Annotated in this window: 25 protein-coding genes and 1 pseudogene; 14 read left to right on the forward strand and 12 right to left on the reverse strand. The window is 62.3% G+C overall.

Going from position 1 to position 23,391, the window contains the following annotated elements; all coding sequences use genetic code 11:
- Positions 1-58: 58 nt before the first annotated feature.
- A complete protein-coding gene (locus AC0IW7_RS08080) occupies positions 59-1,117 on the reverse strand; it encodes a haloacid dehalogenase-like hydrolase (protein ID WP_471816964.1) in 1,059 nt (352 codons plus the stop codon).
- Between the two features lie 185 nt (positions 1,118-1,302).
- Here AC0IW7_RS08080 and AC0IW7_RS08085 point away from each other — a divergent pair, with 185 nt between their 5' ends.
- Positions 1,303-1,761, forward strand: coding sequence for a metallophosphoesterase family protein (locus AC0IW7_RS08085; RefSeq protein WP_471816966.1), 459 nt, complete (start codon positions 1,303-1,305; stop codon positions 1,759-1,761).
- A 7-nt stretch (positions 1,762-1,768) separates the two neighbouring features.
- On the opposite strand, the gene AC0IW7_RS08090 is transcribed toward AC0IW7_RS08085, so the two are convergent.
- Entirely contained in the window at positions 1,769-2,656 is an 888-nt protein-coding gene (locus tag AC0IW7_RS08090; RefSeq protein ID WP_471816968.1) for a LysR substrate-binding domain-containing protein, read from the reverse strand.
- A gap of 239 nt (positions 2,657-2,895) precedes the next feature.
- Between AC0IW7_RS08090 and AC0IW7_RS08095 the strand changes: the two genes are divergently transcribed.
- Entirely contained in the window at positions 2,896-4,803 is a 1,908-nt protein-coding gene (locus AC0IW7_RS08095; protein ID WP_471816970.1) for a HAMP domain-containing methyl-accepting chemotaxis protein, read from the forward strand.
- 157 nt (positions 4,804-4,960) lie between these two features.
- Here AC0IW7_RS08095 and trpA read toward each other — a convergent pair whose 3' ends face one another.
- Together trpA and trpB are read right to left on the reverse strand one after the other, a co-directional pair.
- Positions 4,961-5,770: a tryptophan synthase subunit alpha gene (gene trpA / locus AC0IW7_RS08100; protein ID WP_471816972.1), complete on the reverse strand. Its 810-nt coding sequence runs from the start codon at positions 5,768-5,770 to the stop codon at positions 4,961-4,963.
- Positions 5,767-6,984, reverse strand: a complete 1,218-nt coding sequence (trpB, locus tag AC0IW7_RS08105; protein WP_471816974.1) for a tryptophan synthase subunit beta — start codon at positions 6,982-6,984, stop codon at positions 5,767-5,769. The genes trpA and trpB overlap by 4 nt, the downstream gene beginning before the upstream one ends.
- Positions 6,985-7,100: 116 nt before the next feature.
- On the opposite strand from trpB, the gene AC0IW7_RS08110 reads away from it, so the two are divergent.
- Positions 7,101-7,985 carry a LysR family transcriptional regulator gene (locus tag AC0IW7_RS08110; RefSeq protein WP_471816976.1) on the forward strand — a complete coding sequence of 295 codons (885 nt, stop codon included), beginning with the start codon at positions 7,101-7,103 and terminating at the stop codon, positions 7,983-7,985.
- Positions 7,986-7,998: 13 nt separating this feature from the next.
- Here the strand turns inward: AC0IW7_RS08110 and AC0IW7_RS08115 are convergent, their stop codons facing one another.
- Positions 7,999-8,322, reverse strand: coding sequence for a DUF883 family protein (locus AC0IW7_RS08115; RefSeq protein WP_122492158.1), 324 nt, complete (start codon positions 8,320-8,322; stop codon positions 7,999-8,001).
- A 138-nt stretch (positions 8,323-8,460) separates the two neighbouring features.
- Here AC0IW7_RS08115 and AC0IW7_RS08120 point away from each other — a divergent pair, with 138 nt between their 5' ends.
- From AC0IW7_RS08120 to AC0IW7_RS08135, 4 genes are all read left to right on the forward strand, one after another.
- Positions 8,461-8,676, forward strand: coding sequence for a dodecin (locus AC0IW7_RS08120; protein WP_463384208.1), 216 nt, complete (start codon positions 8,461-8,463; stop codon positions 8,674-8,676).
- Between the two features lie 151 nt (positions 8,677-8,827).
- Entirely contained in the window at positions 8,828-9,052 is a 225-nt protein-coding gene (locus tag AC0IW7_RS08125; RefSeq protein WP_463550932.1) for a DUF1161 domain-containing protein, read from the forward strand.
- Between the two features lie 323 nt (positions 9,053-9,375).
- Entirely contained in the window at positions 9,376-10,371 is a 996-nt protein-coding gene (locus tag AC0IW7_RS08130; RefSeq protein ID WP_471816979.1) for an LLM class flavin-dependent oxidoreductase, read from the forward strand.
- An 85-nt stretch (positions 10,372-10,456) separates the two neighbouring features.
- Complete coding sequence (locus AC0IW7_RS08135) at positions 10,457-10,882, forward strand: OsmC family protein (RefSeq protein ID WP_471816981.1); 426 nt, start codon at positions 10,457-10,459, stop codon at positions 10,880-10,882.
- Positions 10,883-10,975: 93 nt separating this feature from the next.
- On the opposite strand, the gene AC0IW7_RS08140 is transcribed toward AC0IW7_RS08135, so the two are convergent.
- The 3 genes from AC0IW7_RS08140 to AC0IW7_RS08150 all read right to left on the reverse strand — a co-directional run bounded on the left by AC0IW7_RS08140 (position 10,976) and on the right by AC0IW7_RS08150 (position 13,288).
- Entirely contained in the window at positions 10,976-12,325 is a 1,350-nt protein-coding gene (locus AC0IW7_RS08140; RefSeq protein ID WP_471816983.1) for a cation:proton antiporter, read from the reverse strand.
- A gap of 97 nt (positions 12,326-12,422) precedes the next feature.
- Entirely contained in the window at positions 12,423-12,833 is a 411-nt protein-coding gene (locus tag AC0IW7_RS08145; RefSeq protein WP_471816985.1) for a PA0061/PA0062 family lipoprotein, read from the reverse strand.
- 41 nt (positions 12,834-12,874) lie between these two features.
- A complete protein-coding gene (locus AC0IW7_RS08150) occupies positions 12,875-13,288 on the reverse strand; it encodes a PA0061/PA0062 family lipoprotein (RefSeq protein WP_463550934.1) in 414 nt (137 codons plus the stop codon).
- A gap of 107 nt (positions 13,289-13,395) precedes the next feature.
- Between AC0IW7_RS08150 and AC0IW7_RS08155 the strand changes: the two genes are divergently transcribed.
- The gene (locus AC0IW7_RS08155) at positions 13,396-14,466 is read left to right on the forward strand and encodes an aminopeptidase (protein WP_471816987.1); all 1,071 of its coding nucleotides are present in this window, start codon (positions 13,396-13,398) and stop codon (positions 14,464-14,466) included.
- On the opposite strand, the gene AC0IW7_RS08160 is transcribed toward AC0IW7_RS08155, so the two are convergent.
- Both AC0IW7_RS08160 and AC0IW7_RS08165 read right to left on the reverse strand, forming a co-directional pair.
- A complete protein-coding gene (locus tag AC0IW7_RS08160) occupies positions 14,463-15,110 on the reverse strand; it encodes an HAD family hydrolase (RefSeq protein ID WP_471816989.1) in 648 nt (215 codons plus the stop codon). The genes AC0IW7_RS08155 and AC0IW7_RS08160 overlap by 4 nt on opposite strands.
- A gap of 110 nt (positions 15,111-15,220) precedes the next feature.
- The gene (locus tag AC0IW7_RS08165) at positions 15,221-16,120 is read right to left on the reverse strand and encodes a LysR family transcriptional regulator (RefSeq protein ID WP_471816991.1); all 900 of its coding nucleotides are present in this window, start codon (positions 16,118-16,120) and stop codon (positions 15,221-15,223) included.
- Positions 16,121-16,241: 121 nt separating this feature from the next.
- On the opposite strand from AC0IW7_RS08165, the gene AC0IW7_RS08170 reads away from it, so the two are divergent.
- Entirely contained in the window at positions 16,242-17,000 is a 759-nt protein-coding gene (locus tag AC0IW7_RS08170) for an SDR family NAD(P)-dependent oxidoreductase (RefSeq protein ID WP_471816993.1), read from the forward strand.
- Between the two features lie 91 nt (positions 17,001-17,091).
- On the opposite strand, the gene AC0IW7_RS08175 is transcribed toward AC0IW7_RS08170, so the two are convergent.
- Positions 17,092-17,643, reverse strand: a complete 552-nt coding sequence (locus AC0IW7_RS08175; RefSeq protein WP_471816995.1) for a gamma carbonic anhydrase family protein — start codon at positions 17,641-17,643, stop codon at positions 17,092-17,094.
- A gap of 115 nt (positions 17,644-17,758) precedes the next feature.
- Here AC0IW7_RS08175 and prlC point away from each other — a divergent pair, with 115 nt between their 5' ends.
- From prlC to AC0IW7_RS08190, 3 genes are read left to right on the forward strand one after another with little or no spacing between them, the layout of a single operon-like run.
- Entirely contained in the window at positions 17,759-19,807 is a 2,049-nt protein-coding gene (prlC, locus tag AC0IW7_RS08180; protein ID WP_471816997.1) for an oligopeptidase A, read from the forward strand.
- Positions 19,807-20,073, forward strand: a complete 267-nt coding sequence (locus AC0IW7_RS08185) for a YheV family putative zinc ribbon protein (protein ID WP_122492172.1) — start codon at positions 19,807-19,809, stop codon at positions 20,071-20,073. The genes prlC and AC0IW7_RS08185 overlap by 1 nt, the downstream gene beginning before the upstream one ends.
- A 5-nt stretch (positions 20,074-20,078) precedes the next feature.
- A complete protein-coding gene (locus AC0IW7_RS08190) occupies positions 20,079-20,846 on the forward strand; it encodes a DUF1835 domain-containing protein (RefSeq protein WP_471816999.1) in 768 nt (255 codons plus the stop codon).
- Positions 20,847-20,956: 110 nt separating this feature from the next.
- On the opposite strand, the gene AC0IW7_RS08195 is transcribed toward AC0IW7_RS08190, so the two are convergent.
- Positions 20,957-21,751 (reverse strand): AraC family transcriptional regulator, encoded by a 795-nt coding sequence (locus AC0IW7_RS08195; protein WP_471817000.1) that lies wholly within the window; start codon positions 21,749-21,751, stop codon positions 20,957-20,959.
- An 87-nt stretch (positions 21,752-21,838) separates the two neighbouring features.
- Between AC0IW7_RS08195 and AC0IW7_RS08200 the strand changes: the two genes are divergently transcribed.
- Both AC0IW7_RS08200 and AC0IW7_RS08205 read left to right on the forward strand, forming a co-directional pair.
- A complete protein-coding gene (locus tag AC0IW7_RS08200; protein WP_471817002.1) occupies positions 21,839-22,834 on the forward strand; it encodes a bile acid:sodium symporter family protein in 996 nt (331 codons plus the stop codon).
- An 85-nt stretch (positions 22,835-22,919) separates the two neighbouring features.
- Positions 22,920-23,174 (forward strand): annotated as a pseudogene (locus tag AC0IW7_RS08205) (PA0069 family radical SAM protein); the annotation flags it as partial.
- Positions 23,175-23,391: the final 217 nt, after the last annotated feature.

Below are 23,391 nucleotides of genomic sequence, written 5' to 3' on the forward strand. Positions count from 1 at the left end.
TCTTCCCAACCCTTTTCTACTCACTCGAAGGGCTAGGGATAGCCGCTTTCACGGTGTTTTACTGAATCTCCTCCGGCTTCACCACCACCCAATTTTTATCCGCCGTCACCGGCAACCCTTCCTTGGCTTGCGCCGCTGCATGTTTGGCCATCATGGCGTTGATCTGGCCCATGTATTTGTCCTTGCGGTTGACCCACAGGTGGATGCCGCCTTTGGCCACATCAACGCTGTGGAACAGCATGTAGCCATCGCTGCTCGGCGTATCGCCCCCCACCAGCACCGGTTTTTTCCATTCGTCGATGTACGTGAGAATGGCCGCCTGCTTGCCGGCCATCCACGTGGCGGGCGTCCACAAATAAGGCGTAACTTCCAGGCCCATATTGGCCTTGGCGTCGTAGGTGCCAGCGGTGATCTGTTTGCGCGCGGTGGTCAGTGCGCCGGTTTTGGGGTCTTTGAGCAGCAGGCTGACGCCGATGACGTTCTGCGGTTTGACGTTGTAGCCGTACGCCGGGTCCGAGGCGACCATGCGCACCAGCTCTTCCGAGGCGGCGGTCATCACGTACACCTCGATGCCGTTCTCCATCAGCTTGTTGTACAGCTCAGCCTGGCCAGCGAATACCTTCGGCGGCTGCACCTCAATGGTCTTCACCACATCGCCTTCGAAGTAGGTGCTCGGCACCGGTTTGTTCGAGGCCATCAGCTCATCGACGTAGCCTTTGAGCTCGCTCAGCGTGAAGCCGGAAAACACCTGCGCCACCCACGGGTAGCAGACCATGTCGTCGATCTCGCACAGGCGGTAGTAGTAGCTGAACAGACTTTCTTTATGCTCGGCGGTGTCTTTGAAGGGCATCAGTTTCAGCGACGGATCGAGCTTTTCGCGGGTCAGCACACCCTTGTTTTCCATGAACGGCAGCAGCGATTCTTCCAAGTCGTAGCGGTAGCTGGTGTTGTCCATATCGAAGACAGCGAAGTTGCCCTTGTTGGCGTTCGCCGCAATCATGGCGTCCAGCTGCTTGGCGGCCTCGGCAGGCCAGTGCTTGAGCTCGGTGGCAGCGGCGGCCGGGCCGGCCAGACTCAGCGCAACGGCGGCGGCGAATACGGTGTGGGCGAATGTCATCGTCGATCCTCCAGAATGAAAGCCCGACGCTAACAAATGGACATGACAGGCCTGGTCCGGCAGCGACGGTAGGCTCGCTCTGCGCGCCATGCACTGTCGTGAAAACGTCAGCAAAACGCGGCGAAAACGACTCGTCGTCACAACCCACTGTTTTCAAAGGCTTAGCCCGAAGGAGGAAACGCCCCATGAAGATCGGTCTGATTTCCGACACCCACGGTTTGCTGCGTCCCGAGGCGCTGGTCGCGCTTGAGGGCTGCGACCGCATCGTGCACGCCGGCGACATTGGCAAAGCGGAAATCCTCGAAGCCCTGCGCGACCGTGCGCCGCTGACCGTGGTGCGCGGTAATAACGACCAGGACGACACCTGGGCCAGCAGCGTGCCGACCCATGCGGTGCTGCGCATCGACGGCGTCGGCATTTACGTGGTGCATGAAATGGCCGATGTACCCGAACAATTGCCCGCCGGCATCGACGTGGTAGTCACCGGCCATTCCCATAAGCCGCTGCAAAAACAGCAGCACGGGGTGCTCTACATCAACCCGGGCAGCGCCGGATCCCGGCGGTTCAAGCTGCCCATCAGCGTTGGCTTTCTGCACATCGCCGACGGCCAGGTGAGGGGCGAATTGCTCGAGCTGGCGGTGTAGCCAGACGCTACGACTTCATCTGTTCGCTGACGTAATCCAGAAAGCAGGTGATGCGCGAGGCCAGCGCCGTGTTGCGGTAGTACACCGCGTGAATGGGCTGGCGGACCTCGACGGTATGCGCCTCTAGCACCTGCACCAGCCGCCCTTCGGCGCGGTCGCCGTGGGTCATGAAATCGGCCAGGCACACCAACCCCACCCCCTCGATCGCCAACTGCCGCAACGTCTCGCCGCTGGACGCTTTGACTGTCGGCGTCGTCTGCCAATGCTGGCCCGAGGCGTGGCGCAGCGGCCATTGGTTTAGCGTTTCCGGCTGGGTGAAGCCCAGCACGCTGCGCTCGCTCAGTTCTTCCACCGTCTGCGGTGCGCCCCATTGTTCGAGATAGCCGGGGCTGGCGAGCACGCGCAAACGGTTACTTCCCAGCGGCCGCGCGTGCAGCGTGGAATCGCGCAGCGGGCCAATGCGAATCGCCACATCGGTGCGCTGTTCGATCAGGTCGATGATCTGGTCGCTGCTGTGCAGTTCCAGTTCGATGTCCGGGTACAGCGCGCGAAAGCCCGGCACCAGCGGCACGATCACGTGCAGCATAAAAGGCGAGGCGGCGTTCACGCGCAAGCGTCCTGCCGGACGTTGGCGGCGCAACGCCATTTGCTCCTCGGCCTCCTCCACGCTGGCGACGATGCGCCGCGCTTGCTGCACAAACGCGTGGCCTTCTTCGGTCAGCTCCAAGCGCCGCGTGGTGCGGTGCAGCAGGGTGACGTCGAGTTTTTCTTCCAGGCGACTCAGCGCCCGGCTGACGCCTGAAGCGGTTTGACCCAACTGCTCCGCAGCGGCGGTTATCGAACCGCTGTCGACCACCGAGGTAAAGGCCAACAGTTCATCCAGAGTCGTTTTCATTGTTGCTCGATGCTCACAACTGAGCGGGCCGGCCCCGCGTTTCGCGCACAAGTGTGACGCACATGCAGTTTAGCGCCAGTGAGCCACACTGATTGCGTGGCCTGAGAGCCATCCGGGGCGTCGATGCAACGCGAGAACTGGTTCAAAAACAACAAGACCTCCAGGTTTCCTTTCCGACTTAACCGTAAGCCACGTCTTCATATGCCAACGAAGACGCGCACAAAAGCACTGGAGTGTTTATGAACGAATGGTTCGGCAACATCAGCGTCAACAAGAAACTGGGGCTCGGCTTCGGCCTGGTTCTGGCCCTTACCGTGATTCTCGCCGTGACGGGTTGGAACAGCCTGGGCGGCCTTATCAACCGTAGCATCTGGATGGGCGACATTGCCCAGCTCGACGCGGCGCTGACCAAACTGCGCATCACCCGCCTGCAATACATGATCGCCAACGGCGACGAGACCATTGCGCAAACCGTGCAAACCACCCTCGAAGGCTTCGCCAAGCAGCAACAGAAACTGCTCGACACTTTCAAAAGCCCCGACAACCTCAAATTGCTCAACGAGCAGAAAGCGCAGATCGAGGCGTATCAGAAATCCCTTAACGCCATGCGCGCCGGCTACATCGCTAACGGCGCCGCGCGTACCGAGATGGGCAGTAACGCCGAAGCGGCACTCAAACTGCTCGACACCCTTAACGCCGACGCCGTGCAACGCGCCGACCTCGACACCTTTCAAACCATCACCCAGGCGCGCGAACAACTGATTCTGGCGCGCTACGAGGTGCGCGGTTACACCGCCACGCCAAACGCCGACACCGAGCAGAAAGCCATCAAGCAGTTGGATGCCGCCGTCGCTGGCCTGCAGAACTTGCGCGGCCCGTTTGGTGAAACCCATGCCAGCGAGTTGCAACAACTCGAAGGCCACCTGCAGAACTACCGCGCCGCCCTGGGCCGTTTCAAAGCCGCCGTCGACGCCATTGCCCTGGCGCGCAAGGAAATGACCGACCAAGGCGCCGCCATCGTTTCCCTGAACGAAGGGCTGAACAAAATCCAGATCACCCGCCGCGACGCCGAAAGCGCCCAGGCCCGTGAACTGCAACTGGGCGCCACGCTGCTGGCGTTGTTGCTGGGTGTGCTGGCCGCCGTGGTCATCACTCGGCAAATCACCCGCCCGCTGGCGGAAACCTTGGCCGTGGTGCAGCGCATTGCCGACGGCGACCTTACGCAGAACCTGAACGTAACGCGCCGCGACGAACTGGGCGTGCTGCAACAAGGCATTCAGCGCATGGGCACCACCCTGCGGGACCTGATTGGCCACATCCGCGATGGCGTTACGCAAATCGCCAGCGCCGCCGAAGAGCTGTCTGCCGTCACCGAGCAGACCAGCGCGGGCGTCAACAGCCAGAAAATCGAAACCGACCAGGTGGCCACCGCCATGCATGAAATGTCGGCCACCGTGCAGGAAGTCGCGCGCAACGCCGAAGACGCGTCTCAAGCTGCCAGCCTCGCCGACCAGGAAGCCCGCGAAGGCGACCGCGTGGTGGGCGAAGCCATCGCGCAAATCGAGCGCCTGGCCGAGGAAGTGGCGCGCTCCACCGAAGCCATGCATGTGCTGCAACAAGAAAGCGACAAGATCGGCAGCGTGATGGACGTGATCAAAGCCGTTGCCGACCAGACCAACCTGCTGGCCCTCAATGCCGCCATTGAAGCGGCGCGGGCGGGTGAAGCCGGGCGTGGCTTTGCCGTGGTGGCCGACGAAGTGCGCAGCCTGGCCCAGCGCACCCAGCAATCCACCGAAGAAATTGCCGGACTGGTCGCTGGCCTGCAAAGCGGCTCGCAGCGGGTCGCCACCGTGATGAGCAACAGCCGCACCCTCACCGACAGCAGCGTGCTGCTCACCCGCAAAGCCGGCACCGCGCTGGAAAGCATTACCGCCACGGTGTCGAACATTCAGTCCATGAACCAGCAGATTGCCGCGGCGGCCGAAGAACAGAGCGCCGTGGCCGAAGAAATCAGCCGCAGCATTTTGAATGTGCGCGATGTGTCAGAGCAGACGGCAGCGGCTAGCGATGAGACCGCCGCGTCCAGCGTGGAGCTGGCGCGTTTAGGTGGGCAGTTGCAGCAGTTGGTGAGTCATTTCCGGGTTTAACCCCGTCGATCTCCCACGTAGGAGCCAGCTTGCTGGCGAAGCTTTTCGTTTGCAGGGTTCGCCAGCAAGCTGGCTCCTACAACAGCCTGGTCCAGCGACATAAAAAAACCGCCACACCCTTTCGGCTGTGGCGGTTTTTTATTGGGCAACGCTGTGCTTATTTGCGCGCGCCACGTACCCCTTCGGCCAGTTCGGCACACAGACCCAGCACGCCCTTTACGGCCTCTTGCTGGCTGGCGGCGTTGGCGATGTGGTCGATCAGCGCCGAGCCCACGACCACACCGTCGGCCAACCGCGCGATGGTCGCGGCGTGTTCAGCGGTGCGGATGCCGAAGCCGATGCTGATGGGCAAATCGGTGTGGCGACGCAGGCGGGCCACCGCTTGCTCAACGTGTTCCAGCGTTGCCGAGCCCGCGCCCGTTACGCCGGCAACCGACACGTAGTAAACGAAGCCGGAGCTGCCGTTGAGCACTTTCGGCAGGCGCTTGTCGTCGGTAGTCGGCGTGGTCAGACGAATGAAGTCCAGGCCCGCTGCCTGCGCCGGATCGCACAGGTCGGCGTTATGTTCCGGCGGCAGATCAACGACGATCAAGCCGTCGACGCCCGCTGCCTTGGCATCGGCGATAAACGCCGGCACGCCGTATTTGTGAATCGGGTTGAAATAGCCCATCAGCACCAGCGGCGTGTCGCTGTTGCCTTCGCGGAATTCACGAACCATTTGCAGGGTTTTCGCCAGGTCTTGCTTGGCAGCCAGCGCGCGGATGTTGGCCAGCTGAATCGCCGGGCCATCGGCCATCGGATCGGTGAAGGGCATGCCAAGTTCGATCACGTCGGCGCCGGCTGCCGGCAACCCTTTGAGAATTTCCAGCGAGGTGGCGTAGCCCGGATCGCCTGCGGTGATGAAGGTCACCAGGGCGGCGCGGTTCTGTTGTTTGAGTTCGGCGAAACGGCTTTGCAGGCGGCTCATATGTGTTCTTCCTGTTCGTCGAAGTGGTGCATGACGGTTTGCATGTCCTTGTCGCCACGGCCCGACAGGTTCACCACCATCAAGTGATCTTTTGGCAATTTGGGTGCGCGCTTGAACACTTCGGCCAAGGCGTGAGCGCTTTCCAGCGCCGGAATAATGCCTTCCAGGCGGCAGCATTTGTGGAACGCGGCGAGGGCTTCGGTATCGGTGATCGAGGTGTACTCAACGCGGCCGATGTCGTGCAACCAGGCGTGTTCCGGGCCGATGCCGGGGTAGTCCAGGCCGGCAGAAATCGAGTGGGCGTCGATGATCTGGCCGTCGTCGTCTTGCAGCAGGAAGGTGCGGTTGCCGTGCAGCACGCCCGGTACGCCGCCGTTCAGGCTGGCGGCGTGCTTGCCGCTTTCAATGCCGTGACCGGCCGCTTCAACGCCGATGATTTGCACGCTCTGGTCATCCAGGAACGGGTGGAACAGGCCCATGGCGTTCGAGCCGCCGCCGATGCAGGCGACCAGCGAGTCCGGCAGGCGGCCTTCCTGATCTTGCAGTTGGGTGCGGGTTTCTTTGCCGATTACGGCCTGGAAGTCACGAACCATGGCCGGGTACGGGTGCGGGCCAGCGACGGTGCCGATCAGGTAGAAGGTGGAGTCGACGTTGGTCACCCAGTCGCGCAGGGCTTCGTTCATCGCGTCTTTCAGGGTGCCGGTGCCGGCGGTGACCGGAATCACCTCAGCGCCCAACAGCTTCATGCGGAACACGTTGGCCTGCTGGCGATCGATGTCGGTGGTGCCCATGTAGATAACGCAGTCGAGGCCAAAACGCGCAGCCACGGTGGCGGTCGCCACGCCGTGCATGCCGGCGCCGGTCTCGGCGATGATGCGTTTTTTGCCCATGCGCCGCGCCAGCAGAATCTGGCCGATGCAGTTGTTGATCTTGTGCGCGCCGGTGTGGTTGAGCTCTTCGCGCTTGAGGTAAATCTTCGCGCCGCCGCAGAACTCGGTCAGGCGCTCAGCGAAATACAGCGGGCTTGGACGGCCGACGTAGTCGCGTTGAAAGTAAGCCAGCTCCTTGAGGAACGCCGGGTCTTCTTTGGCTTTTTCGTATTCGGCCGCCAGGTCGTGAATCAGCGGCATCAGGGTTTCGGCAACGTACTGGCCGCCGAACGAACCGAACAGGCCGGTGGCGTCTGGGCCGCTGCGGTAGGAAGTCTGGGTCATGGTGGGCTCCTGCTGGAAGCTGGATTTCGATGGCGTTCACTCTAGGCGCGACGTCCGCCGGAATAAAGCGATAAGATCGCCACCATCTGTTAGAAAAACTCACAGGTTAAACCGCTATGGCTCGCGATCTTCCTCCCCTCAATGCCCTGCGCGCGTTTGAAGCAGCGGCGCGCCTGCAGAGCCTAAGCAAAGCGGCGAACGAGCTTAATGTGACCCATGGCGCCGTAAGCCGGCAGATTAAGGTGCTGGAAGAGGACCTGGGCGTGGCGCTGTTCAGCAAAGACGGACGCGGCTTAAAACTCACAGATGCCGGCAGTCGTTTGCGTGACGCCAGCGCGGATGCCTTCGACCGCTTGCGTAGCGCCTGCGCCGAGCTGAAACAACAAACCGCCGACGCGCCGTTCGTGCTGGCCTGCCCGGGCAGCCTGTTGGCGCGCTGGTTTATTCCGCGCCTGGACCGGCTCAACCGCGAGCTGCCGCAGTTGCGCTTGCAGTTGTCGGCCAGCGATGGCGACCTGGACCCGCGCCGGGCCGGCATCGACGCCACGCTGTGGTTTGCCGAACCGCCGTGGCCCGCGGACATGCACGTGTTCGAGTTGGCGGTGGAGCGCATCGGCCCGGTGCTGAGCCCACGCTATGCCGGGTTCAATCAGCTCAACGTGGCCGGGCCCAGTGCAATCGCCGCCGAAGCCCTGCTGCACACCACGTCACGACCGCAAGCCTGGCCGCAATGGGCAAATAGCCAAGGCATCGACCGCGCGCACTTGCAGCTCGGACAAGGTTTCGAGCATTTGTATTATTTGCTGGAAGCGGCCGTAGCGGGACTGGGCGTGGCGATTGCGCCACAGCAACTGGTGGCCGATGAGCTGGCGGCGGGGCGGCTGGTCGCGCCCTGGGGCTTTGTTGAAACCACCGCAAAGCTGGCGCTCTGGGTGCCGGCGCGCACGCCATCGGCGCGGGCCGCCGAGTTGGCGCAGTGGCTGGCGCGCCAACTCGGCTAGTGTCGCCGGGTGATCAATCGTTGTTGCGGAAGATCAGGTAGCCGGCCAATGCCACCACGCCCAGCGCCAGGCTGGCAGAGGCAACCGGGTGCTCGCGGGTGTAATCACGGGCCGCCACGCCGGTCTGGTAGGTTTTTTCTTTCACGTCGGCGTAGGTGTCGCTGAGCAGGTCGCGGGAATGGCCGAGCACACGCTCAGCGCTGGTACGCAGGCTTTTCAGCGATTTCTGCGATTCATCACTCACTTCGCTCTTTAAGCTGTCGAGGCTGGAGATCAGGTGCTCGATTTCAGTTTCGATGCTGTGCAGCGATTTATTGCGGGAAGCAAAAATAGCCATGGTCCGTAACTCCTATCGATTAAGTAGCTCGTAGGGGTGTGACTGCGACCGGGTGGGAAAGTGCAGCTAATCTGAACTTATCAAGCGCTAGGCGGGACTGAATCTGTACAAGCGTTTCCACAAGAAGAGGACTTCAGCATGTCGGATCATCACACCTACAAACTGCTCGATATCGTCGGTTCGTCGCCTACCAGCATTGAAGATGCGATTCAAAGCGCACTCGCCGAAACGGCGAAAACCGTGCGCAACCTGGAGTGGTTCGAAGTGGTCGAAACCCGCGGTCACATTGTTGACGGAAAAGTGGGCCACTATCAGGTGACCTTGAAAGTCGGCTTCCGTATCGACGCGAGCTGATTGACCTGTTAACGCACGGCGGCTCGTGGCCGCCTGCATCCACCGTGGCCCGCCCGGTGTCTGTTTTGGCGACTCAGGTCGCCAATTTTGCTGCTCGAGGTTAGGCGCGGTGTTCGAGCATTTGTTGTTACCAACGAGGGAGCGTTACCCCATGAAAAAAGTGATGTTGGCCGTTGGCCTGTTAGTGATGACCGGCTCGGCCTTTGCGGCGGCGAAACCCTGCGAAGAGCTGAAATCGGAAATTGACGCGAAAATCCAAGCCAAGGGCGCCACGTCCTACAGCCTGGAAATTGTTGAGAAAGGCAGCGCCGGCGACAAGCAAGTGGTTGGCACTTGTGAAGCTGGCAGCAAAGAGATCGTTTACGCGCGCAATTGACCGCGCTTGAGTAGATAACCGGCGCCCCGTGCGCCGGTTTTTTTTTGAGTACGGGGGCGAGCGGCTGCGCGTCGGCATTGCTGCGTTGAAACGCCGCTTTGACTGCTCATTGGCTACAGCCAATTGCGCTTCAAAACGACGTTTCGCCTTGCACTGCTCTAGCTCGCTCGCTCTCGACTCGCGTAAGGCTGAGATCGCAACGGTAAATCGCAAAAACGGGTACTCGTTTGCCCGAGGGGGTTGTAGAGCAGTACATTAAGCCCCACTTAAACAGTCGGGTATTACGTTGCTGTTTTCCCCCGGTACCCGCCCGGAGAGCATTTATGAAGACCATTTCCGACATCAAAATTTCCGTTCTCGACCTCGCGCCTATCCGCGCCGACGGCGGTCCCGAGCAGGCTTTGCGCAATTCCCTGGCCCTCGCCCAACACGCAGAAAAACTGGGCTTCACCCGTTTCTGGGTGGCTGAACACCACAACATGGACGGCATCGCCAGCTCGGCGACGTCGGTGTTGATCGGCTACCTCGCCGCCGGCACCAGTTCCATTCGCCTGGGCGCCGGTGGCGTGATGCTTCCGAACCACGCGCCGCTGGTGATCGCCGAACAATTCGGCACGCTGGCGACCTTGTACCCCGGCCGCATCGACCTGGGCCTTGGCCGCGCGCCCGGCGCCGATCAATACACCGCGCACGCTCTGCGCCGGGAGCGCTCGGGCAGCGCCGATGATTTCCCCGAAGACCTCACCGAGCTGCAAACCTACCTCGGCCCGCTGCAACGCAATCAACGCGTGATCGCCATGCCCGGCGCGGGCACGCAAGTGCCGATCTGGTTGCTCGGTTCCAGCCTGTTCAGTGCGCAACTGGCCGGTCAACGCGGCTTGCCGTATGCCTTCGCCTCGCACTTTGCGCCGCGCATGATGCACGAGGCGATTCGCGTGTACCGCAATCACTTCAAGCCCTCGGCGGTGCTCGACAAGCCCTACGTCATGCTCGGTGTGCCGCTGCTGGCGGCCGACACCGACGAGCAAGCGCAATACTTGGCCACCAGCGCCTATCAACGGATTCTCGCCCTGCTGCGCGGCCAGAGCCTGGTGCAAAAGCCGCCGGTGCAGAGCATGGAAGGGTTGTGGTTGCCCCATGAACGCCAGGCAGTCGGTGAGTTTTTTGGCTTGGCGATGGTCGGCGGCCCGGAAACAATCCGCAGCCACGTCAACCAATTGCTGGAGCAGACCGACGCCGACGAGCTGATTTTCACCAGCGACATGTACGACTTCGTCGACCGCCTGCACTCCTACGAAGTGCTGGCCGGCCTGCGCTAAGCCGAACGCCGCCTGACCAAAAAAATAGGAACGACTGCCGCTTCGCCGCCTCTGAAACCTATACCCACAGGTAAGGAGAACGACGATGAAAAAGACAGCATCTGCTCACTGGCAAGGCGGCATCAAAGACGGCAAAGGGACCATCTCCACACAAAGCGGCGTGTTGAAACAAAGCCCCTACGGCTTTAACACCCGCTTTGAAGATGGCCCGGGCACCAACCCGGAGGAGCTGATCGGCGCTGCCCATGCCGGCTGTTTTTCCATGGCCCTGTCCAAGGAACTCGGCGAAGCCGGCATGACCGCTGAGAGCATCGACACCCACGCCGAAGTGACCCTCGACAAAGTCGAGGGCGGCTTCGCCATCACCGCCGTGCACCTGAAACTCAGCGCCAAGATTCCGGGCGCCGACCGTGATGCATTTGAAAAAGCCGTGGAAACCGCCAAGACCGGTTGCCCGGTATCGAAAGTGCTGAACGCGGAAATTACGCTGGAAGCGACGCTGGAAAACTAAAAAAGCTCACGGCTGAAGCCGCTCCTACAGAGTACGGCTGTACCTGTAGGAGGGGCTGGGCGGCATTCCGATCAGCCGCGATTCCTGCAAACGCTAGTCTCCGCCTTTGCGCCGCTCTTTCACCCGCTCATACCGATCCAGCAACGGCTGCGTCGTCAGCCCGTGCACGCAAATACTCAACGCCACTACCGACAACGTCAGCCCAATCGCTTCGTGCGCCGCCGGGCCTTCCAAGCCGTGGTTCAGTACGTACGCCAGGTAGTACAAGCTGCCGATCCCGCGAATGCCGAACCAGCCCATCAGCCAACGCTGCCCTTCGCTCAGTGAGTTGCCGCGCACCAGGGCCACCACGCTCAGCGGTCGAACAATGCAGAACAACGCCAGCCCAAGCGGCACCGCGCGCCAGTCCCAGTGAAAGGCCAGCAGCGCGCCGAGCAGGGTCACGAGCAGCACTTCCAGCACCCGTTCGACGATGTCGCCGAACGACAGAATTTCCCCCACTAACAACCCCGCGACGACTTTCGGTTCGTCGGTATGGCTGACTTGCTCTTTCACTTCATCCAGGGTGCCGCCCTCTTTGGGAACGGCCATGGCCACCTCCTCGGCGGGCACGCTGGAGTTATCGGACGAGGCCACTTCCGCGTGCCGAAGGCCGATGCCGGCGGCGAACGCGGCAAGAAAGCCCCACGCGCTGACCGTTTCCGCCAGCCAGTACGACAACGCGATCAAGGCCATCGCCAAAAAGTCGTTGGGCGAAATCGCCGCGTCGCGGTGGCGAGTGCGCAGGTAGATGGCCAAGCGCCCGACGCCGCGTCCGAGCACAAAGCCGATCAACAACCCGGCCGGCACCGCCCAGAGCAGGCGGTGCAGCGCCCATTCGCCGGCCCATTCCTGCGGTGCGCCTTCGTGCTGAATCCATAGCAGGGCGAAAAACACGAAGGGGAAGGCCATGCCATCGTTCAGCCCCGCCTCGCCTGAAAGGCCATAGCGCAACCGGTCGAAGTCGCGCGCGTGGTTCACCTGCACCAAGCTCGCCAGCACCGGATCGGTCGGCGCCAGCACCGCACCGATCATCAGCGACAGCCCAACGCCCAGCCCGAACCCGTAGTGGCCCACCAGCGCCACCCCGAGAATGCACGCCACCATCACCGGCCCGGCGAGCAAGTAAGCGCTGCGCCACGCCGGGTCGGAGAAGCGCAGGCGCAGTTTCATGCCGCCACTGAACAGGGAAAACAGCACCGCCACTTCAGTCAGGTGTTCGAGCCATGGGGCCACGTCTTCGAATTTCATTTCCCACAGACCCAGCCCCAATGGCCCGATTGCCAGGCCAAACAACAAATACAGGGCAGAGGTGGAAACCGGTAACCAACGGAGATAGGCCGAAGCCAAGGTGAGAATCAGCAGAATGCTGCCGAGCACCGCCATCCAGTGCAGAAAGCTCATCGCCTGAAATGCCCCAGGTGCCTGGCGCCTCGGGATGACGGCGCGCTATCTAGGTTCGAGGCAGCGGCACGCCGTTAGGTTCAGGCCATCGCAGGGCTCACACGGGCCCGCATCGTTCCACGCTCACTTGCTTGAGCGCTTTGCGCGGCGAGGCGTACAGCCAGGCTTGTGTGCTCATTGCCACCGGCCGCGCTTCCAGGCGATAGCGCTGGCCGGCGACGAAGTCGTAGTTGAGCTTCAAATGGCAGGTGATCTGCCTTGGATTGCCCATCATGCCGCCGCCGGTTTCCACCTCGAATTGAAAGCGCGCGCGCAACTCGTGGCTGCCAGGGCTGACTTGGAAGAAACGGCCGTCGCTGACTTTTTTGCCGTCCAGCTTCTGTGCCATCAAGGTGTTGCCGGGCGTGCTGTACAGCTCGATCCACGCTTGCTGCGGGTCAGGCTCGGGCAGCGCCGCAGCGCAGGCGGTCAGGGGCAAGGCACAGAGCAAAATCGGCAGCAGGCGCATGGTCGTCTCATCTCTTGCAGAAGCACGCATCATCGGGGCAATCACACCTCGCCGCAACGGCTCTCCCGCGCCCGCGCCAGCAGTTGGTGCTGCTGGTCATAGAGCTTGGCCCACGGGCGAAATCCAATGCTGCCAGCCACTACTTTATAGCGCTGGCCGGCGGCGAATTCAGGGTAGTCGAGCTTGAGCACGCAGGTGCGTTCCAGCCCCTGGCTGTCGGGGCCGATGTTGCTGGGGGTGACGGCGAATTGCAGGCGCATGTGCAATTCGTGCTGGCCGGGGGTCACTTGGAAATAGCGATCATCTTCCAGCTCGCTGGCGTCCACTTTCGCGGCTTGCAGGGTGTTGGCTTCGCTGGTGCGTAAATCGACCCACGCCTGGCTAGGGTCGGGGGACGGCATCATGGCGCAGCCACCAAAACTGAGCAGGCTGGTGGCGAGCAAAAATCGGCGCATGGCGTGGGCTCCGTGGTCGGTCTGATTTTTATAAGGACGAGCCTGGAGCGCGCCGCCGGGATGGGGTAGGTTTCGTGGCTCCGCCACCGCCCTGCCCGGATCGCCCGATGCTGCCCTGCTTATCCTGGTTACTCGACCTGCCGCGCTGGCGCTGGGTTCCGCTGCTGCTGGTTTTGCTGCTGAACGGTTGCAGCTATTACACGCAGTTGCTTACCGGCCAGGTTGACCTGCTGAGCCGCCGCGAACCGATCAGCGACCTGCTTGCCAAGCCCGACCTCGACCCCGGCCTGCGCCAACGCTTGCAGCTGGCACAAGAGGCGCGCCGCTTCGCCAGCGCCCAACTCGCGCTGCCGGATAACCAGAGCTACCGCCTGTATGCCGACCTCGGCCGCCCTTACGTGGTGTGGAATGTGTTCGCCACGCCGGAATTTTCCCTGGAGCCGCAGACGCATTGCTTCCCGATTGCCGGGTGCGTGGCCTATCGCGGCTTCTACGATCAAAACCGTGCGCGCGGTGCGGCAGCGCTGATGAAGCAGGACGGGCTCGACACTTACGTCGCTGGCATCGAGGCCTATTCCACCCTCGGCTGGTTTGCCGATCCGCTGCTCAACACCATGCTGCGCTGGGACGACCAACGCTGGGTGGCGGTGATCTTCCACGAGCTGGCGCACCAGCAGTTTTATTTGCCGGGCGACACCGCGTTCAACGAGTCGTACGCCAGCTTTGTCGAAACCGAAGGCCTGCGCCAATGGCGCCAGGCGCGCGGCTTGAAAGCGCCTGAAGGCGGCGCGAGAGAGCGGCAACGCGAGCAGTTCAGCACGTTGGTGCTGGCCAGTCGGGAGCGCCTGCAAACCCTCTACGCCAGCGGCAAGCCCGAGGCGCAAATGCGCGTGGAAAAGGCGGCAGAATTTGAGCGTTTGCGCCGCGACTACCTCGCGTTGCGAACCACCGCCTGGGCCGGCGATGGCCGTTACGACGCCTGGACGTTCGGCCCGCTCAACAACGCCAAGCTGCTGCCTTTCGGCCTGTATGACCAATGGCAGCCGGCGTTTGCCGCGTTGTTCAACCAGGTGCAGGGCGACTGGCCGCGCTTTTACGCCGAGGTCAAACGCCTGGGCGAGTTACCGGACAACGAGCGACAAGCCCGCCTGGCTCAGCTGCAAAGCGAAGGCCGTTAACGCGCGAATGCCTGGTGCAGCTCGGCCAGCGTGCGGAAGTGAAACGTCGGGTTTTGCGCCTGGATCTCTTCTTCGCTGCCAAAGCCATAGCCCACCGCCACACTTTGCAGGCCATTGCGGTGCGCGCCGATCAGGTCGTGTTTGCGGTCGCCGATCATCAGGGTCTGGCCTGGGTCCAGTTGCTCTTGCTCCAGCACATGGGCGATCAGCTCGACCTTGTCGGTGCGGGTGCCGTCCAGCTCGCTGCCGTAAATCACTTTGAAATGCTTGGCGAAGTCGAAGTGGCGGGCAATTTCACGCGCGAACACGTGGGGCTTCGAGGTGGCGATGTACAACGTGCGGCCTTGCGCCGTGAGGCTGCCGAGTAGCTCGCTGACGCCCTCGAACACGCGGTTTTCATAAAGACCGGTGACCTTGAAACGCTCCCGGTAAAAATTCACCGCCTGCCAGGCTTTGGCTTCGTCGAACCCGTAAAACTGCATAAAGGCTTGCAGCAGCGGCGGGCCGATAAAGTGCTCGAGCTGACGCAGGTCGGGCTCGTCGATGCCGAGCTGGGCGAGGGCAAATTGAATCGAACGGGTGATGCCTTCACGCGGGTCGGTGAGGGTGCCGTCGAGGTCAAAAAGGATGGTCTGCTGATGCATGGCTAGGCGGGCCCAAGGGTTCGGGGGCGCCATGATAGCAAGCACAACTCGGTCAAAAACCTTGAAAGCGGCTTTTAGCGGCGATGCTATGGCACTTCCTACCCAACCATTTACGCACTCAGCTGCGGCTCCAGCACCTGCGCCAACCAGTCCATAAACACCCGCACGCGCCTGGGCAAATTGCGCCGGTGGGCGTACAGCAACGTGACTTTCATGGGCGCCGGGACGAACTCGGGCAACACCTCCACCAGCTCACCCCGCGCCAGGCTGTCGCGCTTGCCGGCCACCGGCGCCTGAATAATGCCGAAGCCCGCCAGGCACGCGGCGTAGTAGCAATCGGCGTTGTTAACGGTCACCGCGCCCGCCATCGGCAGGCAGTGGCGTTTGCCACGCAGGTGGTATTCAAAACCGGTTGGGCGTGAGCCAAAGGTGGACGCGTAATGCACCAGCCGGTGCTCGGCCAGGTCGGCCAACGAGCGCGGCGTGCCATAGCGCTTCAGGTAGCCGGGGCTAACGAAATTGCCTTGGCGATACGCGCCAAGCGGGCGGGCCACCAGCGTGGTGTCGGGCAATTCGCCCACGCGCATCACGCAGTCGAAGCCTTCGCGCACCAAGTCAACCAGGCGGTCGGTGGCGCTCACTTCTATTTCGATCAGCGGATGCTGCTCGCTGAATTCGGCCAGACGCGGCAGCACAAATTCACGCGCGGTCACGGTGGGCATGTCGATGCGCAAGCGGCCGCGCACGCTCTGATCCTGGCGGAACAGGCTTTCCAACTCGTCCACTTGGTCGAGCATGTCTTTGCAGCGTTCGTAGAGCACCAAGCCGTCTTGCGTCGCTTGCACCTTGCGCGTGGTGCGCTGCAGCAGGCGCGCGCCGAGCATTTCCTCAAGCAAGCGCACGTGTTCAGACACGGTCGATTTCGGCAACCCCAAGCTGTCGGCGGCACCCGTAAAGCTGGCCAGTTCGGTTACGCGGGCAAAGGTTTTATACAGCTCAAGTTTGTTCATGGCGGCACGCCTATTGTTCGGTTAATCCGCATGGTATGTGCAGATTCTTCGGCTTTATCGGCTTATACGTCGAGCCTACAGTGGCGTCGACTTCACCACCAGCCCACCGGGAGAAACCACCATGACGCGTAAAATTGCTCTTATCACCGGCGCCAGCCGCGGCCTCGGCAAAAACGCAGCACTGCACCTGGCAGCCCAGGGCGTCGACATTATCGGCACCTACCACAGCCGCCGCGACGACGCTGATGCGCTAGTGAAGCAAATCGAAGAAGCCGGCGGCCGCGCTGTGATGCTGCAACTGGACGTCGGCGACAGCGCCAGCTTTGCCGCGTTTGCCGACACCGTCGGCACCGCGCTGGGCAGCCATTTTGAAACCGATAAATTCGACTTCCTGCTGAACAACGCCGGCATGGGCATCCACGCCAGCTTTGCCGAAACCAGCGAAGCGCAGTTCGACCAGTTGGTGAACGTGCACCTCAAAGGCCCGTTCTTTCTGACCCAACGCTTATTGCCGCTGCTGGCCGATGGCGGGCGCATTCTCAATGTGTCGTCGGGCCTGGCCCGCTTCGCCTTGCCGGGCTACGCGGCCTACGCCGTGATGAAGGGCGGCATCGAAGTGCTCACCCGCTATCAAGCCAAGGAGTTGGGCGCGCGTGGCATCAGCGTGAACACCCTGGCACCCGGCGCGATCGAAACCGACTTCGGTGGCGGCGCGGTACGCGATAACGCTGACCTCAATGCCATGGTCGCCAGCAACACCGCCCTGGGCCGGGTCGGCGTGCCCGACGACATCGGCGCCGCCATCGCCCTGCTGTTCAGCGACGGCAGCCGTTGGATCAACGCCCAGCGCATCGAGGCCTCGGGCGGTATGTTTCTGTAAGACCGTGCGGCGCTGATCCCTGTGGGAGAGGCTTTAGCCGCGATGCGTTTGATCTGAAAAGCATCGAGGCTGAAGCCTCTCCTACAGAGTTTTAGCCGCCCAGTTGGTCGTAACCCTCGGCCAAGTGCTGGTCTTTCAGCCGCACGTAGTTCGCCGCGCTGTAGGTAAAAAACGCCCGCTCCTTTTCAGTGAGCGGGCGTACTTGTTTGGCGGGGCTGCCCACGTACAGAAAGCCGCTCTCCAATACGCGCCCCGGTGGCACCAGGCTGCCGGCGCCGAGAATCACCTCGTCTTCAATCACCGCGCCGTCCATCACCGTCGAGCCCATGCCGATGAGGATGCGATTGCCGACGGTGCAGCCGTGCAGCATCACTTTATGGCCAATGGTCACGTCATCGCCGATCAATAACGGGAAGCCGTCGGGGTTGAACGGGCCGGCGTGGGTGATATGCAACACGCTGGCGTCTTGCACGCTGGTGCGCGCGCCGATGCGGATGCGGTGCATGTCGCCGCGAATGACCGTGAGCGGCCACACCGAGCTGTCATCGCCCACCACCACATCGCCAATGACCACGGCCGACCCGTCGACAAATGCCTTTGCGCCGAGCTGCGGCGTGGTGCCCTGGTACGTTCGAATAGCCACGATAGAAACCTCTAAAGCTGCGTTAAAGGTTGATTGTAATTAAGATGGCGCCATATCTGCTCCAGCGCATCCAATGAACTGAAGCACACCATTCATAGCCAGACAGGTGACCGTCGTGAGCGAGAACAACCCTCTACTGCAAGCCTTCGACCTTCCACCCTACTCCGCCATCCGCCCCGAACACGTTGAACCTGCCGTCGACACACTGCTGGCCGAAGGCCGCGCGGCGTTGGCCAAATTGCTCGCCGAACAGCCCGCCACCCCCACCTGGGAAGGCTTGGTGCTGGCGCTGGACGAACAAGGCGAACGCCTGGGTCGCGCCTGGAGCCCGGTCAGCCACTTGAACGCCGTGCGCAATAGCCCCGAGCTGCGCGAAGCGTACGAGGCCTGCCTGCCGAAACTGTCGGAATACTGGACCGAACTGGGCCAGAACCGCGCGCTGTTCCAAGCCTACGAAGGGCTGGCCAACAGCCCGGCCGCCGCCAGCTTTGACGTGGCGCAGCAGACCATTCTGCAAAACGCCCTGCGCGACTTCCGCCTCTCGGGCATCGACTTGCCGCCGGCTGAGCAACAGCGCTACGGCGCCATTCAAATGAAACTGTCTGAGCTGGGCAGCCGCTTCTCCAACCAATTGCTCGACGCCACCCAAGCGTGGACCAAACACATCACCGACGAAGCCGCCCTCGACGGCCTGCCGGATTCGGCCAAAGCGCAAATGGCCCAGGCCGCCGCCGCCAAAGAACTGGATGGCTGGCTGATCACCCTGGAATTCCCCAGCTACTACGCGGTGATGACCTACGCCAACGACCGCACCCTGCGCGAAGAGCTGTATGCCGCTTACTGCACCCGCGCCTCGGACCAAGGCCCGAACGCCGGCCAGAACGACAACGGCCCGGTGATGGCAGAAATCCTCGACCTGCGTCAGGAACTGGCGCAACTGCTGGGCTTCGCCAACTTTGCCGAGCTGAGCCTGGCGACCAAAATGGCCGAGAACAACGAGCAGGTGCTGAGCTTCCTGCGCGACCTGGCGCAGCGCAGCAAGCCGTTTGCCGAACAGGACTTGAGCGAGCTCAAGGCCTATGCCGCCGAGCAAGGCTGCGCGGACCTGCAAAGCTGGGACGTCGGTTACTACAGCGAGAAACTGCGCGAGCAGCGCTACAGCATTTCCCAGGAAATCCTGCGCGCCTACTTCCCCATCGACAAAGTGTTGAGCGGCCTGTTCGCCATCGTGCAAAAGCTGTACGGCATCGAAATCACCGAGCTGAAAGGCTTCGACACCTGGCACCCGGACGTTCGCCTGTTCGAAATCAAGGAAAACGGCGAGCACGTCGGCCGCTTCTTCTTCGACCTCTACGCCCGCCCCAACAAACGCGGCGGTGCCTGGATGGACGGCGCGCGCGACAAACGCCGCACCGCAGCCGGCAGCATCGTCAGCCCGGTGGCCAACCTGGTGTGCAACTTCATGCCGGCCGTGGGCGACCAACCGGCGCTGCTGACGCACGATGAAGTGACCACCTTGTTCCACGAATTCGGCCATGGCCTGCACCACCTGCTGACCCGCGTCGAGCACGCCGGGGCGTCGGGCATCAACGGCGTGGCGTGGGATGTCGTGGAGCTGCCGAGCCAGTTCATGGAGAACTGGTGCTGGGAGCCGGAAGGTCTGGCCTTGATTTCCGGGCACTACAAAACCGGCGAGGCGCTGCCGCAAAACCTGCTGGAAAAAATGCTGGAGGCGAAGAACTTCCAGTCCGGCCTGATGATGGCGCGGCAGGTGGAATTCTCGCTGTTCGACTTCGAATTGCACGCCACCCATGGCGACGGCCGCTCGGTATTGGACGTGCTGGAAAACATCCGCGCCGAGGTCTCGGTCATGCGTCCGCCAGCGTACAACCGCTTCCCCAACAGCTTCGCGCACATCTTCGCCGGCGGTTACGCGGCCGGTTACTACAGCTACAAATGGGCTGAAGTGCTGTCGGCCGATGCCTTCTCCAAATTCGAAGAAGACGGCGTGCTCAACCCGGACACCGGCCGCGCCTTCCGCGAAGCCATTCTGGCCCGGGGCGGCTCGCAGGCGCCGATGGTGCTGTTTGTCGACTTCCGTGGCCGCGAACCGAGCATCGACGCCCTGCTGCGCCACCTCGGCCTGAGCGCGGAGGCCGCGTAATGACCACGAGCAAAAAACGCTTTATCGCCGGCGCCGTATGCCCGGCGTGCAGCGAGGGCGACAAAATTCAAATGTGGGACGTCGACGGCGTTCCCCACCGCGAATGCGTGGCCTGCGGCTACGCTGACACCCTGAACGAGCAAGGCCAGTCGGTTCCGAAAGAGCTGGGCACACGGGTCAACAAAAACGCCGCCAAACCGGCAGACCCGAAAGTGCAGGGCGTGCAATTCTTTCCGAATCCCAAGCTGAAGAAACCAAGCGAGTAGCGTCTATGTGGCATGTCGTTTGTGGCGACAACGCGGTGAAGGGCGTAACACGCGTGGTGGGTGAAGGGTTATCGCTGCAAGTGTTGCGCGATGACCTGGCGGTTGGGCCTTTGGTAGATGTCGACCAGCCGCCGTGCGCCGAGCGCGCTACGTTCTGGCAAGGCGTGTGGCCCGCCGCCGTGCAACCGGCGCCGGACTTTTCCACCCTGGGCGACGACGTGCACTGGCTGGCCAGCCTCGCCAACGAAACCAAACCGGTCACCGTGTGGCATGGCGACAGTGCCTCGGAGCAACTGATGCTCTGCCGCGTGGCCGCTGCGTTGCAGCGCAGCAACCTGCCCTTCTTCGAAGTGCCCTGCGGCACCGGCGACAGCCGCGTAGCCTGGCGCCGCGCCGTGGCCATGCATGCGCCGGACGAACTGCTCAGCCTGTACCAACCTCGGCTGGTCAGCTCTTCGCGGCGCCAGCAATTGGCGGGGCAATGGCGGCAGGTGGTGGCGGAAAATGCGGGAGTTCGGCGCTGGTCGAACAACCGCTTCCAAGGCGAGGGTTACCTCACCACCGACGAAACCCTGCTGGCAGCGTGTACCCAGGATTGGCAGCCGTTGGCGCAGGTGATGGCCGAGGTGATGAAGCGCAGCGACGGGTTTTTCGCCACCGACTTCTTCGTATTTTGGCGAGCCCGGGAATTGGCGAAGGCGGGGCGGTTGGCGTTATCGGCGGATGCTGAGGCGGTGAGTTATGGGGGGTTGGAGGTTCGGAGGCTGGGTTAGGTTTGGGCGATTAAAAGCTCGAGGCTAAAGCCTCTCCTACAGAAGTCACCGCTCCGCTCACCTGTAGGAGAGGCTTCAGCCTCGATCCCTGCAAACCTTGCATTCAGGCACTAGCCCCGCCGAAAAAACTCCCCCGGCGTGCATTCAAACTGCTGCCGAAACGCCGCAATAAACGCCGACGTCGAGTCATACCCGCACCCCAACGCCACATCCGTGACCCGCGCCCCTTGTTCCAGCGGCGACAGCGCGCCGAGCAAGCGCAGCCGTTGCCGCCAGGCGCGAAAGGTCAGGCCGGTGTCGCGCATGAACAGCCGGCTCAAGGTTTTCTCCGAAGCGCCCAGTTGTTTGCTCCAATCGCTCAGGCTGCGACCATCTTCAGGATGCACCTGCAACTGCCGGCACAGCTGCTGCAAACGCGGATCGGTGGGCAACGGTAGCGACAGCCGCACTTCCTCGGCGTTACGCAGCTGGTCCAACATCACCTGCACCAGGCGGCCATCGGCGCCGGCTTCGTCGTATTCCACTGGCAATTGCGCGAAGCGGCTGATCAGTTCGCGGGTCAGTGGGCTCACGCTCAACACGCGGCAATGGCTGGGCGCCCAGTCGGTGACGGCGCAATCGAGGTACAAGCCGCGCAATTCAGTGCGCGGCGAGCTGATCACTTCATGCTCCAGGCCCGCCGGAATCCAGATGGCCCGCTGCGGCGGCGCAACGAAGCTGCCAGCATTGGTGTGCACGTGCAGCACGCCCTGGATGGCGTAGGAAAGTTGCACCCACGGATGGCTGTGGCGCGGCGTGCTGACTTGCAGCGGCAGCGACTCAGCGCGGGAATACACGGGGCGCGGCAGGCGCGGAAGGTCCGGCACCTGGCGTTGCCCGAGAAAAATCTGTCCGTTTGCCGGCATATTCTGGCTTTCTTGCGTTAGTCGGTAACAAGGGCCCCACGGTAAAGTCCGCCCTACTCTTTGGCAACCCGACCGGAACCACCGCCCATGGCCCGCTCCCGACTTCTCCCCGACAATTTCACCCTCACCCTGATCGCCGTCGTCGCCACTGCGAGCCTGCTGCCGTGCAGCGGCCAGGCGGCGGTGGCGTTTGGCTGGATCACCAACATCGCCATCGCCCTGCTGTTCTTTTTGCACGGCGCCAAATTGTCGCGCGAGGCCATCATTGCCGGCGCCGGCCACTGGCGCCTGCACCTGTTGGTGTTTGCCTGCACCTTTGTGTTGTTCCCACTGCTGGGTTTGGCGCTGAAGCCAGTGCTGTCGCCGCTGGTGGGCACCGAGTTGTATATGGGCATGTTGTACCTGTGCGCGTTGCCCGCCACGGTGCAGTCGGCCATCGCTTTCACTTCGCTGGCGCGCGGCAACATTCCGGCGGCTATTTGCAGCGCCGCTGCCTCCAGTTTGTTTGGGATTTTTCTGACACCACTGCTGGTCACGCTGTTGCTCGACGTGCACGGCGACGGCGGCTCTACCCTCGATGCCATCGTCAAAATCAGTGTGCAGTTGCTGCTGCCTTTCATTGCCGGCCAAATCGCGCGGCGCTGGATCGGCAATTGGGTGGCGGCTAACAAAAACTGGCTGCGCTTCGTCGACCAAGGCTCGATTCTGCTGGTGGTCTACACCGCGTTCAGCGAGGCCGTGATCGAAGGCCTGTGGCATCAAGTGCCGTTGCCGAAACTGCTCTGGCTGCTGCTGGCCTGCTGCGTGCTGTTGGCACTGGTGTTGGTGCTGGTTCACCTGCTCGGCAAGTGGCTGGGTTTCAACATGGAAGACCGCATCACCATTTTGTTCTGCGGTTCGAAAAAGAGCCTGGCGACCGGCGTGCCCATGGCGCAGGTGTTGTTCGCCGGCGGCAGCATCGGCCTGCTGATTCTGCCGCTCATGCTGTTCCACCAAATTCAGCTGATGGTCTGCGCCGTGCTGGCCCAGCGCTACGCCGAGCGCAATGAAACCGAGGTCAGCGCGACCGCAGAAAGCCGCTGAGCGGAAACTTCCCCGCGCGCACTGGCGTGTTTCCAGCAAACGATTTACTGTACATCCATCCAGTTAAATCGTTTGCAGGTGCGCCATGTCGCAGTTTCTCCCGCCCCGTGGCCGAGGTACGGCCAGCAACCCGCATAACCGCTTCGCCGCCACCCGCTCGGTGCGCGAAGACGACGGCTGGTTTCAGGAAGAAACCCCGCTGACCTTCACCACGGAAGTGCGTGAAGAGTTCGCCAAAAGCGTGATCACCCGCAACACTTCGCCGGACGTCGGCTTCGACCGCTCGGTGAACCCTTATCGCGGCTGCGAACACGGCTGTATCTATTACGCGATAAGACCCCCGCCCAGACGACGCATAGTCGTGGGCGCTGTCTGGGCATGGGCTGCCCCTTGACCGTCGCCCGTAGGGCTGGGCACGACGGTCATAGAGATGGGTGAATCATCCAGCAGGGCTAGCCAAATAGCTTTTAATGCTTTTCTGCTTTTGGCCCCCAACCGGGGGGTTTGGGGGGGATAACACAAACATACAAAGTAAATAACGGCAGTACCTGCCGCAA

The organism is Pseudomonas sp. AC229 (assembly GCF_979254655.1).

What these genes read in the sequence shown, in the direction of transcription:
- AC0IW7_RS08080 (WP_471816964.1), bottom strand. Translation starts at nt 1,117, where the DNA reads ATGACATTCGCCCACACCGTATTCGCCGCCGCCGTTGCGCTGAGTCTG.
- AC0IW7_RS08085 (WP_471816966.1), top strand. Translation starts at nt 1,303, where the DNA reads ATGAAGATCGGTCTGATTTCCGACACCCACGGTTTGCTGCGTCCCGAG.
- AC0IW7_RS08090 (WP_471816968.1), bottom strand. Translation starts at nt 2,656, where the DNA reads ATGAAAACGACTCTGGATGAACTGTTGGCCTTTACCTCGGTGGTCGAC.
- AC0IW7_RS08095 (WP_471816970.1), top strand. Translation starts at nt 2,896, where the DNA reads ATGAACGAATGGTTCGGCAACATCAGCGTCAACAAGAAACTGGGGCTC.
- trpA (WP_471816972.1), bottom strand. Translation starts at nt 5,770, where the DNA reads ATGAGCCGCCTGCAAAGCCGTTTCGCCGAACTCAAACAACAGAACCGC.
- trpB (WP_471816974.1), bottom strand. Translation starts at nt 6,984, where the DNA reads ATGACCCAGACTTCCTACCGCAGCGGCCCAGACGCCACCGGCCTGTTC.
- AC0IW7_RS08110 (WP_471816976.1), top strand. Translation starts at nt 7,101, where the DNA reads ATGGCTCGCGATCTTCCTCCCCTCAATGCCCTGCGCGCGTTTGAAGCA.
- AC0IW7_RS08115 (WP_122492158.1), bottom strand. Translation starts at nt 8,322, where the DNA reads ATGGCTATTTTTGCTTCCCGCAATAAATCGCTGCACAGCATCGAAACT.
- AC0IW7_RS08120 (WP_463384208.1), top strand. Translation starts at nt 8,461, where the DNA reads ATGTCGGATCATCACACCTACAAACTGCTCGATATCGTCGGTTCGTCG.
- AC0IW7_RS08125 (WP_463550932.1), top strand. Translation starts at nt 8,828, where the DNA reads ATGAAAAAAGTGATGTTGGCCGTTGGCCTGTTAGTGATGACCGGCTCG.
- AC0IW7_RS08130 (WP_471816979.1), top strand. Translation starts at nt 9,376, where the DNA reads ATGAAGACCATTTCCGACATCAAAATTTCCGTTCTCGACCTCGCGCCT.
- AC0IW7_RS08135 (WP_471816981.1), top strand. Translation starts at nt 10,457, where the DNA reads ATGAAAAAGACAGCATCTGCTCACTGGCAAGGCGGCATCAAAGACGGC.
- AC0IW7_RS08140 (WP_471816983.1), bottom strand. Translation starts at nt 12,325, where the DNA reads ATGAGCTTTCTGCACTGGATGGCGGTGCTCGGCAGCATTCTGCTGATT.
- AC0IW7_RS08145 (WP_471816985.1), bottom strand. Translation starts at nt 12,833, where the DNA reads ATGCGCCTGCTGCCGATTTTGCTCTGTGCCTTGCCCCTGACCGCCTGC.
- AC0IW7_RS08150 (WP_463550934.1), bottom strand. Translation starts at nt 13,288, where the DNA reads ATGCGCCGATTTTTGCTCGCCACCAGCCTGCTCAGTTTTGGTGGCTGC.
- AC0IW7_RS08155 (WP_471816987.1), top strand. Translation starts at nt 13,396, where the DNA reads ATGCTGCCCTGCTTATCCTGGTTACTCGACCTGCCGCGCTGGCGCTGG.
- AC0IW7_RS08160 (WP_471816989.1), bottom strand. Translation starts at nt 15,110, where the DNA reads ATGCATCAGCAGACCATCCTTTTTGACCTCGACGGCACCCTCACCGAC.
- AC0IW7_RS08165 (WP_471816991.1), bottom strand. Translation starts at nt 16,120, where the DNA reads ATGAACAAACTTGAGCTGTATAAAACCTTTGCCCGCGTAACCGAACTG.
- AC0IW7_RS08170 (WP_471816993.1), top strand. Translation starts at nt 16,242, where the DNA reads ATGACGCGTAAAATTGCTCTTATCACCGGCGCCAGCCGCGGCCTCGGC.
- AC0IW7_RS08185 (WP_122492172.1), top strand. Translation starts at nt 19,807, where the DNA reads ATGACCACGAGCAAAAAACGCTTTATCGCCGGCGCCGTATGCCCGGCG.
- AC0IW7_RS08190 (WP_471816999.1), top strand. Translation starts at nt 20,079, where the DNA reads ATGTGGCATGTCGTTTGTGGCGACAACGCGGTGAAGGGCGTAACACGC.
- AC0IW7_RS08195 (WP_471817000.1), bottom strand. Translation starts at nt 21,751, where the DNA reads ATGCCGGCAAACGGACAGATTTTTCTCGGGCAACGCCAGGTGCCGGAC.
- AC0IW7_RS08200 (WP_471817002.1), top strand. Translation starts at nt 21,839, where the DNA reads ATGGCCCGCTCCCGACTTCTCCCCGACAATTTCACCCTCACCCTGATC.